Below are 18298 nucleotides of genomic sequence, written 5' to 3'. Positions count from 1 at the left end.
GCTTTAGCCTCCTTTAGCCCACACGATTGTAGGTCATGCATGCGTTACGACAGGATGTTGTGGTATTAGTATGCCTACCTTTTTGACCACTGCGGGGTATCACCTGTCCCACTACTCTCACAGGAGTCTCGCATATCCGTTCCATTCAACTTATTTTCAGTATGCATTTAAAGAAATTTATAAAACAACAATCTTTTAGAGAATAGTTTCTAGTTAATTAGCCATCTGATATATAAACTACATGAAAAATGTAAAAAAATGGTATAACCATTTCATATTCTGCAAAGCATACATTTAGCTAGATATATATTATTAGAAATCCAATACCTACAATTAAAAGTGAATATGGACTATCTTTTAACAGATCAATTAAGAAGGAGAATTCAAAGATGAAAACAATAGCTGACTTACTAATTGAATCATTGCTTCAAGCAGGCGTTAAAAGGATTTATGGAATTGTTGGAGATTCCTTAAATGCTGTATTAGATTCGATTAGAAGATCTGAAAAAATAGAGTGGATTGGTGTTCGCCATGAGGAAGTAGCGGCTTTTGCTGCAGGATCAGATTCTGTATTAAGCGATAGTATCGCCGTATGTGCCGGAAGTAGTGGACCAGGTAATCTCCATCTTATTAATGGCTTATATGATTGTCATCGAAGCCGTATACCTGTTCTTGCAATTGCTGCACATATACCTAGTGTAGAAACTGGTGGTGAGTATTTTCAACATACCCGTCCAGAACAATTATTTAAAGAATGTAGCCACTATTGTGAGACAGTAACTAGACCAGAACACATGCCACGTCTAGTTACAATCGCTATGCAGCATGCTATTTCACGTAAAGGTGTATCCGTTCTCGTTTTACCTGGAGATATTGCAATGCTTGAAGATCATCAAACTGTTCCTGAACATGTGGTTCACATTACGCATCCGACAGTAACCCCATCTAAGGATGAGCTATATCGACTTGCAGAATATCTAAATAATGGAAATCAAATTTCCTTACTTTGTGGTGCTGGATGTGAAGGAGCACATTCTGATTTAATGCAGCTTTGTGAAAAACTAAAGTCTCCAATGGTTGTTGCACTTCGAGGAAAAGAACATCTTGAATATGACAATCCATACTATGCAGGATTAACTGGCCTAATAGGTTATTCTTCAGGTTACCATGCTTTAATGGATTGTGATGTGTTATTAATGCTTGGCACAGACTTTCCATATCGACAGTTTATACCGAAAGATTCTATTATTTTGCAAGTAGATATTAGAGCCGAACATCTAGGAAGACGTGCAAATGTTACATATGGACTTTGCGGTGATGTAAAAGATACAATTATTAATTTGTTACCTCTATTGGTAGAAAAGGAAGATTCCAGTCATCTAGATAAATTCGTAACTGCCCACGAAAAAGTGCGTGAGAATTTGGATAGCTACGCTGTTGGAATACCCGGACGTAAGCCAATTCATCCACAGTATTTAACCAAGTTAGTAAGTGACTTTGCAAGTGAAGATGCTGTATTTACTTGCGATGTAGGTACGCCAACATTATGGGCTGCTCGTTATTTACGTATGAATGGCAAAAGAAGATTACTCGGTTCCTTTAATCATGGAACGATGGCTAATGCAATGCCGCAAGCCATTGGTGCTCAAAAATCCAAACCTAATCGCCAAGTTATCGCATTATGCGGAGATGGTGGATTAGCTATGCTAATGGGTGATTTATTAACAATCCGCCAACATAATCTACCTGTCAAAGTGATTGTTTATAACAACAGTGCATACAGTTTCGTAGAATTGGAAATGAAGGCTGCAGGCTTTTTAGAAACTGGGACTAGTCTTGATAATCCCAATTTTGCAAATGTAGCACAAGCAATAGGAATTGAAGGTATAAGAGTAGAAGACCCATCCGAATTAGAGTCTGCTGTTCAACAAGCGTTACAGCATAACGGGCCAGTATTACTTGATGTAGTCGTAAATAGACAAGAACTAGCGATGCCTCCAAAAATTTATTTAGAACAGGCTCAAGGATTTACTCTGTGGACCTTAAAAGCAATATTGAATGGACATGCAGATGACGTGATTGATCTTGCGAGAACAAATTTAATGGATAAATTTCATCTGTAAGTTTTCAGTTTTAAATCACTTTTTTAAATAGAAAAGTTAAACCCGTTCAAAGCTATGTTTGAACGGGTTTTTTTAACTTTATTTCATCTTATGTTAATCAATTTGACTATTACTTGTTAATTTTTCAATGACTGTTTGTAGTCCATTTACTGCATCATTTAATCGGTTAACAACATGGAATATATCTTGATTATCTGTTAATTGCTTGTTAACTAGTTTATTTGTATCTTTAAACGTATTAGCAAAATCCCCAGCTATATTTGAAATCTCCATTACTTTTGATACTGCTTCTTGAGACGAATTCATAATTTCATCAGTGGATTTTACGATATCTCGAATCTTTGTAGACACATCCTTCGTAGATACCATTATTTGATTAAATGATCCTTCCGTTTGATTCGCTACTTTTACACCATTTTTCAACGAGCTCGTAACTCGTTCCATCGACTCAACTGATAATCGCATACCATCGTCAATTTCAGTAACTAATCCAGTAATTCGTTTAGCTGACACATCAGATTGTTCAGCTAACTTACGGATTTCAACTGCTACTACAGAAAATCCTTTCCCAGCTTCTCCAGCTCTCGCTGACTCAATTGAAGCGTTTAAAGCTAATAATTTAGTTTGATTTGCAATTGCCTGAATCGCACCAATAATCGTTCCAATCTCTGTTGAATGATTGTGTAAATTACGAATTTGCGTTTCGCAATCATGTATTGATTGTTGAAGTGAATTCATGCTATCCATTAACATAACAAGATTTTCATTACCTTTATCAGCATAGTTTGATGTCGCTAACGACAGGTCTGAAACAACAGATGTTGCATTCACAATTTTCAATATGTCATGATCTACTTTCTCCATCGAAGATACAGCTTGATTTGCTATTTTAGTTTGAATTTCAGAACCGTTAGAAACCTGATTGATATTCTCTACGATTATTTCGCCTGAACGAATCGTTTCATTTGCACTGATAGATAGGTCTTTTGTATTTTTTACAATTTCATCAGAAGTCTCAGAAAGTTTATTTACAATATCTTTCACAATTACCTTCTCTTTTTCTTCCATTTCATCTCTGACTTGTTTCATAATTTTGTTATTCGATAGTATTTGAAGAGTAATTGCCGACGATGTTAGTATTAAAAAGATTGCATGAATAAGTAGCATAGTAAAGTCATATTTAGCTACGCCGAACACGATTTCTGGAAATAGAAAAAATCCTAAAATATGTTGTAAAGCAAACAGAATTGTCATAACTGCGATTAATTTTATATTCTCGTAGTAGCACATAATTGCTACAACCATAAAAATTGAAAAATGGAATTCTACATGCCCACCTCCACCAGCAATTATTGAAATACTACAAAAAGTTAGAGCCAATGTGATTAAGATGGGAATGAGCTTATGGTCATTGTTAAATCGGTAAAGTATAAATGAAGTTAATAATAAAACTAAAGGAACAATTAATAATAAATTTAAAACCCATCCATAATCTTGACTGATCATATCTATCGACAATGTTCCGTGCCCCATTGCAGCATGCCCCATAGAAGTCATATGATCTAGCAGTTTAAATTGTCTTCCAATTACATGTACAATTGCCATCAAAATAAAAACACAAAATGTCACAATTAGCATTGTACGATTTTTGTACTGTTTCATTATCCTATCTTCTCCCTAATCTTCAATTATCTTAAACAACGTATTTCTTACAAAATAATAGTAATACAGTCTAAAGATTGATTATTCTTACATATTTTAATTTTGCAAAAATTTAACATATTTTTCCTTCTATTAATAATATCGTTGCGTATCCTCCTCTATAAATAGGACAATATCCCTAATTATTAATTGGCAATATTTCTTATTTATTGTACTCGCAACATTTGTCTAATTAATGGTTAAATTTCATCTTTTAATAGAAGTTAACAGACATGTGAAATGTAAATAAAACCCGTTCAGCACAATAGGCGAACGGGTTTTGTTTGTTTTATTTTAATTTCTTTCAACTAGTATTTTTAATACTTAATCAAGTAATTGATTTACAGATGTACTTCTTCCCATTTGATGGATGGATTTGATTTTTACATCTCAGTGAGTTTCCCATTTTCTATATAAACAACTCGATCACACAAATCTAACATTCTCTTATCATGAGTTACCATTATCGCAGCTTTTTGACTTTGTTTTACTTCTTTAGATAACATTTCAACAACTGTTCTACCACGTTCAGCATCCAGGCTTGCGGTTGGTTCATCTGCAAAAATTATCTCTGGATCATTCATTAGTGCTCTAGCAATTGCTACTCGTTGCCTTTCACCACCTGATAATTTTTCAGGATAATTCATTTTCCGTTTTGATAGTCCTAATTTTTCAAGGAGTTGATTGGCTTTTTTATTTGCAATTTTGCTTTCAATTCCAGCTAATTCGGATATAAGAATTAATTGATCTTTCACTGTTAAGTAGGGTATTAAATTCGACATTTGAAAAATAAAACCGATTTTGGATAACCGAAAATCATTAAGCTTATGAGTCGGCAACTTATTAAGTTCAATATTATCAAGAAGGACCCTTCCACTAGTTGGTGATAGAAGTGCACCAGCAATTGATAAGAAAGTACTTTTCCCAGAACCTGACGGACCAACAACTGCAACAAGTTCACCAGCTTTTACTTGAAGCGATATTTGGTCAAGAACTTTTACAGAAGAATCTCCATCATTATAAATTTTACTTATATTCTCTAACACTAGTTTATGGTTATTCATTAAAATGCCCTCCCAATTGCTTCTACAGGATCAATTTTCAATATTCGAGTTAAGGATAATAATGAACCAACAAGAGCAACTAAAAGGAATAGTATCGAACTTCCTAATACCAACTTTAAATCAAATACAAAAGGTAATTTTGTTGATATTATTTTTGAAAATCCGAAAGTGATTGAAATGCTAATAAAGAGACTCACAGAAGTAAGTGTTACTACTTGGAAAATTATATTTTTAGCTAAATAACTTGTTTTTGAGCCTATTGCTTTTAATACGCCAAATTGATTTATTTTTTGAATTGTTAGTACATAGAAAAATACTGCTAAAACAACGGCTCCGATAAAGAATAGAAATGTTATCATCATTAATAAAGAGCCTTGTTCTTCTTTAAACCCTGGTACACCTTTTAGTGATTGTTTTTTACTAATCACTTCAATTCCAGAAACATTCTTCTTTATTTTGTTTATCGTACTTGAATCAGTCTTCAATGCAATTACATTGTAGGAAGGACTTCTTTTAATCATTGACCATTCTTTATTATTCATATGAATTACTGGTGTATGACTATATGATTGATGCTTAGTAAACCCTATAATAGTAAATTCTTTACCTGACATTTGATCGACGATCTTATCACCTATTTTAACTCCTTCATCTTTTAGGGATGGATCACCAACAACTTCATCTGTTGTAGAATTATCAATCATTTTACCCTCAATCACTTCGGGCGAAATTATGCCATCTGTATTTATTCCAAATAATGTGGAATCAATTTTTTTTGACGTACCATTTTTTATAAAAGTAGTCATTTGAACACCTAGAGTAGCATTATTTTTATCGGTCACGTATTGTTGAACATCATTAATTTGGTTTTCCAATAACATTGAATGATTAATTTGTTGATTAGATCCTTTTTGTAAAACTAAATAGTCTGTATTCATACTTTCGATAGAGGATGCATTATCAAAAGACAAACCTTTTGCCAAGCCTGAAACAAATAGGACAAGTAAAGATATAAGAATCATAATTAAACTTATTAATAAAAATCGTAGTTTAGCATGTTTAAATTCTCTGATTGCAAGAAACATCCTGATCAACTCCTTTTCTATTTAAAAAAAGAGCGATAAAAAGTTTAATTCAAACCTTAATCACTCTTTACAAAATAAATTATAGAAATGGAAGATGAACATTAGGTGAACAATTAATTACATTTTAGGAATCGATAGTATAAAACTCGTTCCTTTTCCTAATATACTTGTTACATGAATCTGCCCATTATGTAGCTCAATAATTTGTTTTACAATTGCTAAACCTAGTCCACTACTTGATTCTTTTCGAATTCTTGCTTTATCTACTATAAAAAAACGATTAAAAATTTGATGTAAATCTTCTTCTTTGATCCCAATTCCGGTGTCTTGAATCTCGACTTCAACTACATGTCCATCATTTCGAATTTTTATCGAAATCGAACCACCCTGATGATTAAATTTAATACTATTTGTAATTAAGTTTGTCCAAACTTGATGTAGCATATTTTTATCGGCGTTGATGATCGTTGATGGCAGTTCCATATCAATTGCAAGTTCTTTCGTACGCCAACTCCATTCAGTTGTACGTATGACAAGTTTTATTTGCTCAGCAATATCAAAATTAGTTTTTTGTAAAATGTTTTCTTCCTTATCTAAAGAAGCTAAGGTTAATAACTGTTTACTTAATAAAGATAATCGACTGCTTTCTGCCTCTATAATAGATAAATACGAATGTCTTTGTTCTTCAGTTAATTCATTTGATTTTAGTGTTTGAGAAAACCCTTTAATCGAGGCAAGGGGTGACTGAATTTCGTGTGAAACATTCGAAACAAATTCTTGTCTCATTTCCTCAATTTGTTCCAATTGTTTTGTCATTCGAGAAAAATAATTTGCAAGTTTTCCAATTTCGTCTTGTCGTTTAATTTGTAGTTGAACATTATATTTTCCTTCAGCAATTCTTTTAGTTGCTTCCGTTAACTTAATGATTGGTTTGACAATATACCTTGTGCTTATTAATACAAATAGAATACTTAATATAATGGTCATCATTAATATAATTGAAAATAATATGCGTAATTCGCCAAATTGAAGCTCCACATTAGGGCGAATAAATAGTGCATATTGTTTGTTATTCGTAACAATCGGAACACCAATTGTATTTTCTAAGGTATTATCAAAAAATCCTGTAACTAATAATGATGTAGGAAATTGAGCAATACCATGATATACATCCCCACTTAATACAGATTCAATAACGGAATCATTTAACTTCTTTTCTCTATAGCGGCCTCCATAAAACGATCTATTTCCTTTATCATCGACTACATAAATTTGATAACCTAATTTCCCAATATGATTTAAATATTCATCTATATTGATGCCATTATTTTTTTCATAAAAATCCTGAATTGTTAAAGCCATTTTAGTTAATTTTTTATCATTGTAAGGTTTTAAAGTGTAGTGGTAAAATACATTTGAAATAAAGAAAGACATTAGACTACTAAAAATCATTACGAAGATGATTGTAATTACGATCCTTAAATATAAAGTTTTCACTTCTTATTGACCTCCAGTTTATACCCTACACCGCGAACTGTTTTTATGTTAAAATCCTCCGTTAAAGTGGAAAACCGTTCACGTAAACGCTTGATATGAACATTAATCGTTCGATCATCACCTTCAAAATCTGCCCCCCAAATCAACTGTATTAACTCCTCACGCGTAAAAATCCGATCTGGATAACTTGCTAATTGAGATAATAATTCGAACTCTTTCATCGGTAACATAAGTAATTTCCCATTACAATAAACTTCGTAGCTTTTACGATCGATAATCGTTTCGTTTAGCGTTATTTTTTGAGCACTTACCATATTAAAACGCCTTAGTAGTGCCTTGATACGGAATAATAATTCTTTGGGTTCAAACGGTTTCGTTAAGTAATCATCCGTACCGACTGAAAATCCCTTTTCCTTATCAGTAAGCTCACTTTTTGCTGTTAATAAAATAACAGGAAAATCATAATACTTTCTTATTTCCTCACAAAGTTGATATCCATCAATACCTGGCATCATTACATCTACAATCGCTAAGTTGACTTGTTGGTTTAAAAGTAAGTTTGATGCCTCTTCACCACTCGATGCTTCGAAAGTAACAAAACCTTCTGATTGAAGATATAGCTTTAATAGTTCCCTTATATTTGAATCATCATCTACAATTAATATACGAATCATACTTTCCATCCCCTACAAAACTTGTATTTATTTCCAAAAATCATATCATATATTTAGTTTTAATACCCTCTACATTCTTGAACCAGTAGAAGAAAACCTAAAGCATTCATTAAAAAATATAGTTTGTCCCCCATACATTTTAGTTTTTCGAAAATACTCAAATCCAAAATTATTTAAAAGCTTTCCAGTTTGATCTAGAGCATTAAGCGTTTCACTGTCCAAAGTTAGTTTATGCATGTTTTTTCCAGATGTAAAAAAACTAAAAAGTATCATTTCCAACTTGCACTAACATAATTGGTTCCACTGACAATGCTGGTCAACCTTTGACTGAAACTCAAGTAGTAATTGCTGCTTACGATGCTCTTGGAGTTCCTGCAGAATAATAAATAAGCAGTAAGGGAAACTTACTACTTAAACAACTAACCACCGCTATTCGCTTTCGTATACGGTGGTTCTAATTTTGTCCGCTGAATATTTTTTCTTCGTTAAAGTTATAAGATGGAATTTTGGACGACTTTTATACTTCTTCTATTATTTTTTTTTGGAATAAATTAACTAATCCTCTTAATTATCCTCATAGAAATTTTATTCTTATCTTTTAAAATAGATTGCACTGACAACAAACTAATCTTTTAAAAATGATAAATATTCTTCCATCTTACTCCCAAATTTTCAAACTTTTTTTAAATTCAAATCCAATAAAAGGTATAAAATTGCTCTACTATTCAAATAAAATAATAAATCTTAATTTTTTTTTATTACAAATAAGAACTATTATGATAAAATCAGCATATAATTTAAAAACTTTCCCTAGGGAAAAACTATTTGATGTGTACAATAAAACAGGTGGTGGGAAACATGTCACAAGAGTCTCAGGAAAAGGCTATCTACGACGAAACTGGTTGGAAACAACAAAAATCACAACCTAGTTTACAAGAAGTACATCGTTCATTACCAATTCCGAAAAAAGGTAGTTCGTTTAGAAAATTTATGGCATTCGCCGGACCAGGTTACTTAGTTGCTGTTGGATATATGGATCCTGGAAACTGGGCAACATCACTCGCTGGCGGTTCAGCGTATAACTATACACTTTTATCTGTTATTCTTATTTCAAATTTAATGGCAATCATTTTGCAGTCTTTATCTGCTAAGCTAGGTATCGTTACAGGTAGAGATTTAGCTCAAGCTTGTCGAGATCATTTTAGTAAACCTGTTTCTTTTGTTTTATGGGTACTTTGCGAAGCGGCAATCGCAGCCTGCGACCTAGCCGAATTAATAGGTTCAGCCATCGCGTTAAATTTACTATTTGGAATTCCACTTTTTTATGGAATCTGTCTAACTACTTTCGATGTATTGCTTGTGTTAATGCTACAAAATAAAGGATTTCGCTATATTGAAGCGCTTGTTATTTCATTAATTGTCTTAATTACAGGAAGTTTTATTTTTGAATTAACGATGTCACAGCCTGACATTAAAGCTGTTTTTAGTGGATTTATACCAAGCACTCAAATTATAACTGACCCAACAATGCTATATATTTCATTAGGTATTTTAGGGGCAACTGTTATGCCACATAATTTATATCTTCATTCCTCAATTGTTCAAACTAGAAAATTTGAGGTATCTGATGAGGGGAAAAAAGAAGCAATTAAGTTTGCAACGATTGATTCAACAGTTGCATTAATGATCGCCTTATTTGTAAATGCTGCTATCTTAATATTAGCTGCATCTACATTTTATAAAACAGGTCATACATCAGTTGCTTCAATTGAAGATGCATTCAAACTACTTACACCATTATTAGGTACGACTCTCGCTAGTACATTTTTCGGATTGGCTTTATTAGCATCAGGCCAAAACTCTACATTGACTGGTACTTTAGCAGGTCAGATTGTAATGGAAGGTTTTTTAAATATTAAATTATCGCCTTGGATAAGAAGATTAATTACTCGATTAATTGCAGTTACACCAGCATTAATCATAACCTATCTATACGGAGCAAAAGGAACTACGGATTTACTGATTTTGAGCCAAGTTATTCTATCATTACAGCTATCTTTTGCAGTTATTCCATTGGTCATGTTTACTAGTGATCCAAAGAAAATGGGTAAGTTTGTAAATAAGACATGGCTAAAGTCAGTTGCTTGGACGATTGCTTCTGCCATTGCGGTATTAAATGCATACTTGCTTTGGGCAACATTTTTTAAATAATTGTTTATAAATATAGTCACTAAACAAAAAAGATTGAACGAATGTTTTTAAACATTTGTTCAATCTTTTTTATTTTGACAGACTGCTTGTACAGTAGTTCTTAAAACTTAATGAAAAAACTTACGGTAATCTCCTCAAGTTTTTTTAAGTTCTTGTAACTCATTTACTGTTATAAACTTATACCCTTTTTTAGATAAATCTTTCAAAATACCTTCAATAGTTTTTAATTCACTACCAGTTCCATCATACATTGGATGTAATAATATAATGGAACCTGGCTTAACATTTTTATTTACATAATCAATTTTACTATATTCAGTTGTGTAAAATGTATCTGGTTCAATATTCCACGTAATCGTATCCTTATGATATTTATGCAAGTAATAAGGTAAACCAACGAGTTTCTTTCCGTTAGGCGGTCTAAAATCTATTTCACCTTTATATCCTACTTTTCGAATCAACTTATCTGTTTTTTTGATTTCCTCTTTAATAAAAGTAGGTGATTTTAAAACCATTCGATTATGAGAATACGTATGATTTCCAACTTGATGACCTGCTTGTACAATTTTTTTAGCTTCGTCTGGATTCTTTTCAATCTCATTACCGATCAGAAAAAATGTTGCCTTTGCATTGTATCTATCTAACAATGGCAGAATTTCATCTACGTTTTTCGTAGGACCATCATCAAATGTTAATGCCACTACTTTTTTGTCAGTGTTGACTTGATCTGTTAAACCACCAAATAATTGAAATGATCTCACATTCATTAATTTATATAACGCAAATAAAATAAGGAAAACAATTAAAATACTTATTCCGATTTTTGTTAATTTCTTTTTCATTAAACAATACCTAACTTTCTACTATTTAATCGTTCATTGATAAATATTTTATCACATTCTTATTTTTTCGTTTTACATTCTACTACTTATCATTTGGGCTTATAAAAATTATGACGATGAAGAATATGGCTATAAAAAAGAATAACCCGCATTGGAGTTATTCTTTTTTATATCTTATAAAATTCTCTATAACTAGAATTTGATCTTCTGTATTTAAAGCTGGAGCGTGACCAAGTTTTGGAATTGTAACCATTTTGCAATTTTGAGATTGCTGCATTTTTTCTGCCACATCTAATGGAAAAACGTCTGATATTTCCCCTCGGATGAGTAGTATTTTAGCTTCAATGGACTCCCAATAATCCCATAAGTTTAGATCCTCTGTATGCTGGAACTGCAAACTAATTTTCGGATCATAATTAGGGCAAATGCTCCCATCATCGGTCCGTCTACACGAATTTTGAGTAAAATCATTCCACTCCTGCTCTTCAGAAAGTCCGAATGCAGAGTATACCATCTTATAGTAATTTTTTAGTTCAGTTACTGTATTGAATCTAGGTTGGGTCCCAACATAACTAATAATACGTTTAATCCCTTCTATATCTTGCGTATTATTTTCAATAGCACCTGCTCCGATATCATTTAAAATTAAATGTGAAATTCTATTTTTATGCTCAGTTGTACCAGCTAATCGAATACCAATTGCACCTCCCATTGATGTTCCAACCCAACGAGCTTGTTTTATTTCTAGATGATCTAATAATCCGATTGCAAGGTTAACATAATTTTCAAAACAATAGTCTGTTTCTGGACTAGTACTCCACTGGCTTAATCCACGTCCGATTGTATCCGGGCAAAGAATATGATATTTATCAGCCAAATGGCTGGCCAAAATATCAAAATCTCGTCCATTCCTAGTTAAACCATGCCAGCATACTACAGTTGGATTCTGTCGGTCTCCCCATTCAGTAAAATGAACTTCCATCCCATTAATTACTTCAAACCTAGTTTTAGGTGATTGCATATCAGTCACTCCATTCATTAATAGTGTCCTATTTATGTACTATTCACTTTACACAAAAATATCCCTGCATTAAGAAAAACTAACCGTAAAAAAAGGACTACACATGACTTTACTGAATTATAAAAAAAGGTTGGCGAAGCAACCTTTTAAAAAAATTTATTGGAATAAACAAATTCCAAACTATAATAAATTGCTTAAGATAAATTTTGAAGGTCTCTTAAGCATCCATGCTAATAATTCTATTAGTCTACAAAATTACAATCTAGTAATATAACAAACCTTTTTTACATTATTCCTCGGAAAAAAATATAATTTTAAATTTGTCTATTTTTACTTTTTTTCATAAAACTTATAATCACATCTTTAACGATTGGAACAACTGAAACAATAATTATACCGATTGTTAACAGTCCAAAATGATTTTTGACTAATGAAATATTACCAAAGAAAAATCCAATTAAAACCATTAAACTAACCCAAAGTGTCGCACCAAGGATATTATACGTAATAAACTTGGAGTAATTCATTTTTCCAATTCCAGCCACAAATGGCGCAAACGTTCTTATTATTGGTATAAACCTTGCCAATACAATAAATTTAGATCCCTTACGGTTATAAAACTCCTGTGTATCTTGAATGTATTTTACATTTATTAATTTCATTTTTTTATTATTTAGTACTTTTAAACCAATTGTTCTACCAATAAAATAATTTAGTGTATCTCCCAAACTAGCCGCAATAATTAAAAGCACAAGTAAAACATAAATATTTAAAGAACCTTGCGCAGCGATTGCTCCTGCAGTAAATATTAATGAATCTCCAGGTAAAAATGGTGTTACGACAACTCCTGTCTCAAGTAAAATAATGATAAATAAAATCATATATGTTAGTGCTCCGTACTGATGCACAAAAGATAATAAATGATGATCTAAGTGCAAAATGATATCAATAAAACTCTCCAATAGTGCCATGTTTTCCCCAAAAAATGGTGCTAGTTTCTATGATACTTTTAAAGGTATTTTAATTGTAAAAGTGCTACCTCTTCCAAGTTCACTTTCAACAAAAATTTTCCCATTTAACGTCTCAATTATTGATTTTGCAATTGATAGTCCTAGTCCTGTGTTCCCCTCTTCACGAGATCTATGTTCTTCAATACGATAAAAACGATTAAATATTTTCTCTTGTAATTCTGGTGCGATACCAATACCATTATCAATTACTTCAAAATATAAATAAGGCTTTTTCTTTTCAGCTCGTACAAAGTAATTAAGTGTGATCTTATCTCCTGATTTAGAGTATTTAATTGCATTATCAATAAAGATATAAATTAATTGCTTAAAACTTTCTTGATTTGTTTTTACTACTAATTTATCATTTGTTTTTAGTTTAATTTGCTGGTTTTTTTCAGATGCTTTAAATTGCCAAGTCTTTTGAATTTGTATTGTAAAAATATCTAGCCGAAATTCCTCTAAACTATCATTTTGTATTTGTTGATGATCGAATCTAGCAAGAAAAAGTAAATTATGAACTAAGTTACGAGTATCACTTAATTCCTTTTTTAAATCTGATAATGTTTCTTTTCCGAAATCTGAAAGTCGGTCTTCTTCAATACTTATTACTTCAATACCAGCTTGCAAGACTGATAAAGGTGTCCTTAATTCATGTGACGCATTTTCTATAAATTCTTTTTGCTCAGTATAAGATGCGATAATTGGTTCCATTGCTTGATTCGTTATTTTCTTCCCAAAATAAAAAGCCATTAAACAAAAGATTACAGATAATAAAAATGAAATACTAAAAAATTGTTTTATTATATAAATAACTAAGGATAGATCCTTCCCACTATAAATCGTACCGATGAAATGATTTGATGAATCATATACGTTTTCTACTGCAATCATTAAATATAACTCTTCTTTTTTATCTGGTGCAATTTGTTTAATTGTTACTTTGTGTGGATCTGGATTTAATTGTCTCAATACTTTTTTGATATCCTTATCATAACCAGGTCCGATTTCATCGTAAATTTCAAAGTCACCATTTTTTTTAAGAAAATAATTTATATAAACCTTTTTTCGCTTTCCCTTATGAATAATTTCTTCTGTATTTGAAGAATCTGTATTTACCTTAACTTCCTTCATTTCTTGCTTCATAACAGAGAGTACGTCACCTTTTTGATCCAAGTAAATATAAAATGTGAATACAACACCCACCGTAATATTAAACAAAATAATGAAAATCATTAATATTCTAAGATTAAAGAAAGTTAGGCGTTTGCTAATTTGTTGAAAGATTGAAAGCTCATTTTTCGATTGTATATCCAACACCTCTAATACTTTTTATATAAGTCTGCTGATTGGGCAAATCTATTTTTTTCCTTAGATTTTTGACATACGCATCTACTGTATTACTTGTTACTTCTGAATCATTTCCCCACACTCGTTCAAATATAACTTCTCTTGTTAGAACAATGCCCCGATTTTTTACTAGTAAATCAAATAATTGGAACTCTCTTTGAGTTAATACTATTTGATGATCTCCTCTATTAAGGCTATAGCTTGTCCGATTATAGGTTAAATCTTCTAATGTCATTACTTCTTCTTGTAAAGGAGCAAAATTTCGTCTATTTAACACTTTAATTCTTGCAATAAGTTCACTAAAATTAAATGGCTTTATCAAATAATCATCCGCTCCAGCTTCTAAACCTTCTACTCGATGATTAATACTGTCTTTTGCTGTCAACATAAGTATTGGACCTTTAAACCCATCCCCTCGAAGTTTTTTGCAAATGTTTAAACCACTGACTTCAGGCAACATCCAATCTAAAATAATTAAGTCAAAGTTAGTATGTGACGCAAGTTCTAATGCTTCTCTTCCATTCGTGCACCACTCAATTTGAAAAGGTGTTTGCGCTTTTAATAGATGAGTAGTTAATTTTCCTAATTTATGATCGTCTTCAGCAAATAATATTCTCAATAATATCCCCTCTTACTTTTATTTCTCTTTCCTGTGTCCATTGTTTCCATAATTAGTTTTCGTTAAATTTTACTATCCCTCTTCTAAGCAAGAAATATTGTATTAGGATATTTAAAATGTTATGTTAATCTTCTAAGTAAATGTTCGTGAGGAGAAATTAAAATTGTTTTTTTTCTTGATAATCGGCTGTATTTTTTTAGTATTTTTTGTTATTTACGCTCTTATTCCTAGTTTTTTAACACGTGTGTTTGAGATTCGTTCGACTAATCGTTTAAAGAGTCATTCTAGTATTGCTTTAACATTTGACGATGGCCCAAATCCAACTTATACACCAATTATTTTAGATTTACTTAAAAGTCATTCGATAAAAGCTACGTTTTTTGTGTTAGGATCTGAAGCTGAAAATAATCCAACAATCATTAAACGAATTCATGAAGAAGGTCATCTAATTGGTATTCATAATTATTTCCATACATGCAGTTGGTTCTTAAGTCCAAAGGTATTACATAAACAAATAGAAAAAACTGGTAAGATTATTAAAGAACTTACAAAAGCTGAACCTAATTTTTACCGCCCACCGTGGGGCTTAGTATCACTTCCTATTTTCTTTCAAAGAAAATACAATACGATATTGTGGACAGTTATGGCTTATGATTGGAATAGTAAACAAGGAAGCAAAGGTATTTTAGATCGACTAGTAAAAAATACCAAACCAGGTTCCATCATTTTACTACATGATAATGGTAAGACTCTTGGAGCAGATGAAAATGCACCGCTCAATACAATTGAGGCTTTAGAAAGCTTCATTACTTATTGCCAAGAAAAACAATATCAGTTTGTAAGGGTTGATGAATTTAAAAGTTAATAAGAAGAAATACAAAAAAGAGAGTTTCAGTTACTCTCTTTTTTTACTAAGAAGTGGAACTAAAAATATCATTCACAATTAATTGTGAACTAAATCCTTTATAGAGCATTCGCAATGAAGATTTCATTTGATCTAAAGCATTAGGCTTCGCAAGAATTTGATCTATAAATTCAATTAACTCTTTTATAGTCTTAACTGTAACCGATGCTCCAACATTTTCAAATACGCGTGAATTCTCAATCTCTTGACCTGGAGTTGGACGATAAAGAATAGTTGGTAAACTACATGCAATACATTCTGTTAATGTTATACCACCAGGTTTTGTAATTAATAAATCTGCTTTTCGATATAGATTTTGTATATCATTCACGTAACCATACACATGAATTCTACCCTTGTATTCTTCTTCTAAATTAATTAGTTTTTTATATAAAATCCTATTATTTCCACACACAACCATTACATTCAACTTTTCATCAGTAAGTAATTGCTTGGCTATTTTTTCTACATCTTTTAAAATCCCGAACGCACCAGCAACAATTAAAATCTGATAATTTAACACTGATTTATTACTCTTTTCATTTATGATCGGCATTATTTCTCTAAACTCTTTACGAAGAGGTATACCACTTACATAAATTTTTGACAAAGATACTCCTAAATCCACCATTTGATATTTTAATTCTTCAGTTGCAATATAATAACGATCAATTTCTTCATGAATCCATGAACGGTGTATATAGTAGTCAGTTATAACTGTATATAATTTGAATGGGTGTACAGATTTTTTTTTCCATTTAGCCACTGTACCAACCGGAAACGTTGTTACAATAATATCTGGTTTTTCATTTTCAAGAATACTTTTTATTTTTTTACCGCTTCTTTCTAAAAGCCAGTCAAAGATAGCTGTGTTACAAATTTTTTCTGATCCATAAAAAAACCATTTGTACATTGTTTGGGCATGTTGAAACAATTGTAAATGTAAACTTTTGGCGAAAGTATTTAAAGTAGGATACGCTTCATCATATAAGTCAATGATCGTTACATTCTTAAAATTACAATGTTCAAATTCACTTTTTAATGCTTTGGAAACTTGTTTATGCCCACTTCCAAAACTTGAAGTTACCACAAGTACTTTAGATTGCTTTTCCATAATCTATCCACCTTCTACCACTTTTTACTTATATTCCAAGTAATTTTCAAAGGTCCCGATAAGCCAATGATTGAAAATTCATCATAATTTTTATTTTTAAACCAATATGGAAGTTGAATTAGTTTATAACGTATGTCAAACACTTATGAAACTAATTGCTCCATATTTGTCCTCCTTTTTATTTCATTTACAATGTACATGAGAATAATGAAAATCCAATGAAAATCTGTAAATTTTTTAAATTTTTTTTATATTTCTTGGAGTAGTATTAATATTATCTTCTCCAGCTTTTATCTCTTCAACTCTATCATTAACATTTCCATTTTCTTACATCAATTTTGTTTTTTTAATCTAAGGATTTAAGCTCTTTATTATTTAAAAATGGAACTTTCCTTACTATAAATTCGTTTAGTTTCATTAATATTTTCATTATAGGGTTTGTTAAAGAGGCCGTTTTAATAACAACAAGTGAAGTAATCCCTGACAAAATAATTGCACCGATTATATCTAAAGGATAGTGCACTCCAACATAAATACGAGATAGACCAACTAAAATTGCCCATAGTAAAGTAAATTTCGCTAATCGATCTTTTCTCATTAATAAGATAAAAGCAATCGAAAATACTAATGTTCCGTGATCACTTACAAATGAAGAGTCCGATGAATGACTAATAAGTTTTACAACATGATGTGAAATAAATGGTCGTGGATGGTAATAAAATGCGTGGATAATGTAATTACTTCCTAATGCTAAAATAAGTGTTAATCCGATATAAAAGGCTGTATACTTACGTTCATTTTTATTTAGAAACCATAAATACATTACAAGACCAATCGCGATAATGATTGCGGATTTAGACAAGATAATCATTGCTTGATCTAATACTTCGGATTTTCCTGCGAAACCATTTATCAATTTAAATAATGAGTAATTCATTAATTTCTCCTCCAATTTAGGTAAGTCCCGAATCATTATAACGATGGTTTATGAAAAAATGATGAAAATCTTGATACTAGGTCTAAATATAACTTCTAAAAAACAACTGCTAAACTACTTGGTTTCCGTATTACCGGCCACATACTCTC

The 18298-nt window shown here is 31.4% G+C and carries 15 protein-coding genes; 3 read left to right on the top strand and 12 right to left on the bottom strand.

The genetic code is table 11. From position 1 onward, the window contains the following. The first annotated feature begins 389 nt into the window (after positions 1–389). On the top strand, positions 390–2123 hold the full coding sequence (gene poxB / locus B7R65_RS07685) for a ubiquinone-dependent pyruvate dehydrogenase (protein WP_088042186.1): 1734 nt from the start codon (positions 390–392) through the stop codon (positions 2121–2123). Positions 2124–2216: 93 nt separating this feature from the next. Here poxB and B7R65_RS21970 read toward each other — a convergent pair whose 3' ends face one another. The 5 genes from B7R65_RS21970 to B7R65_RS07660 all read right to left on the bottom strand — a co-directional run bounded on the left by B7R65_RS21970 (position 2217) and on the right by B7R65_RS07660 (position 8144). Next, positions 2217–2861 carry a methyl-accepting chemotaxis protein gene (locus tag B7R65_RS21970; protein ID WP_373419559.1) on the bottom strand — a complete coding sequence of 215 codons (645 nt, stop codon included), beginning with the start codon at positions 2859–2861 and terminating at the stop codon, positions 2217–2219. Between the two features lie 1346 nt (positions 2862–4207). After that, positions 4208–4888 (bottom strand): ABC transporter ATP-binding protein, encoded by a 681-nt coding sequence (locus tag B7R65_RS07675; protein ID WP_088042184.1) that lies wholly within the window; start codon positions 4886–4888, stop codon positions 4208–4210. Continuing rightward, positions 4888–5973, bottom strand: coding sequence for an ABC transporter permease (locus B7R65_RS07670; protein ID WP_088042183.1), 1086 nt, complete (start codon positions 5971–5973; stop codon positions 4888–4890). The genes B7R65_RS07675 and B7R65_RS07670 overlap by 1 nt, the downstream gene beginning before the upstream one ends. Positions 5974–6090: 117 nt before the next feature. Further along, complete coding sequence (locus B7R65_RS07665) at positions 6091–7470, bottom strand: sensor histidine kinase (RefSeq protein WP_088042182.1); 1380 nt, start codon at positions 7468–7470, stop codon at positions 6091–6093. Further along, the gene (locus tag B7R65_RS07660; RefSeq protein WP_088042181.1) at positions 7467–8144 is read right to left on the bottom strand and encodes a response regulator transcription factor; all 678 of its coding nucleotides are present in this window, start codon (positions 8142–8144) and stop codon (positions 7467–7469) included. Before B7R65_RS07660 ends, B7R65_RS07665 begins: the two co-directional genes overlap by 4 nt. Before the next feature lie 858 nt (positions 8145–9002). Between B7R65_RS07660 and B7R65_RS07655 the strand changes: the two genes are divergently transcribed. Next, positions 9003–10355, top strand: a complete 1353-nt coding sequence (locus B7R65_RS07655; protein WP_088042180.1) for an Nramp family divalent metal transporter — start codon at positions 9003–9005, stop codon at positions 10353–10355. A gap of 134 nt (positions 10356–10489) precedes the next feature. Here B7R65_RS07655 and B7R65_RS07650 read toward each other — a convergent pair whose 3' ends face one another. The 5 genes from B7R65_RS07650 to B7R65_RS07630 form a co-directional block, all read right to left on the bottom strand. After that, the gene (locus tag B7R65_RS07650; RefSeq protein WP_088042179.1) at positions 10490–11197 is read right to left on the bottom strand and encodes a polysaccharide deacetylase family protein; all 708 of its coding nucleotides are present in this window, start codon (positions 11195–11197) and stop codon (positions 10490–10492) included. A gap of 157 nt (positions 11198–11354) precedes the next feature. Beyond that, a complete protein-coding gene (locus B7R65_RS07645) occupies positions 11355–12218 on the bottom strand; it encodes an alpha/beta fold hydrolase (protein ID WP_179194803.1) in 864 nt (287 codons plus the stop codon). 314 nt (positions 12219–12532) lie between these two features. Continuing rightward, a complete protein-coding gene (locus B7R65_RS07640) occupies positions 12533–13189 on the bottom strand; it encodes a VTT domain-containing protein (RefSeq protein ID WP_088042177.1) in 657 nt (218 codons plus the stop codon). A gap of 27 nt (positions 13190–13216) precedes the next feature. Continuing rightward, a complete protein-coding gene (locus tag B7R65_RS07635) occupies positions 13217–14401 on the bottom strand; it encodes a sensor histidine kinase (RefSeq protein WP_218780408.1) in 1185 nt (394 codons plus the stop codon). Positions 14402–14519: 118 nt separating this feature from the next. After that, positions 14520–15194, bottom strand: a complete 675-nt coding sequence (locus B7R65_RS07630) for a response regulator transcription factor (protein ID WP_088042175.1) — start codon at positions 15192–15194, stop codon at positions 14520–14522. 163 nt (positions 15195–15357) lie between these two features. On the opposite strand from B7R65_RS07630, the gene B7R65_RS07625 reads away from it, so the two are divergent. Next, entirely contained in the window at positions 15358–16059 is a 702-nt protein-coding gene (locus B7R65_RS07625) for a polysaccharide deacetylase family protein (protein WP_088042174.1), read from the top strand. 46 nt (positions 16060–16105) lie between these two features. Here the strand turns inward: B7R65_RS07625 and B7R65_RS07620 are convergent, their stop codons facing one another. After that, the gene (locus B7R65_RS07620; protein ID WP_088042173.1) at positions 16106–17212 is read right to left on the bottom strand and encodes an MGDG synthase family glycosyltransferase; all 1107 of its coding nucleotides are present in this window, start codon (positions 17210–17212) and stop codon (positions 16106–16108) included. A 346-nt stretch (positions 17213–17558) separates the two neighbouring features. Beyond that, positions 17559–18149, bottom strand: a complete 591-nt coding sequence (locus B7R65_RS07615) for an undecaprenyl-diphosphatase (protein ID WP_088042172.1) — start codon at positions 18147–18149, stop codon at positions 17559–17561. Positions 18150–18298: the final 149 nt, after the last annotated feature.

This window comes from Bacillus sp. EAC (genome assembly GCF_002156875.1).
In the GTDB taxonomy this organism is placed as follows: Bacteria; Bacillota; Bacilli; order Bacillales; family Bacillaceae_G; genus Gottfriedia.
The sequence above is the reverse complement of the archived record's forward strand: the minus strand, read 5'-3'. Positions and strand labels throughout refer to the sequence as shown.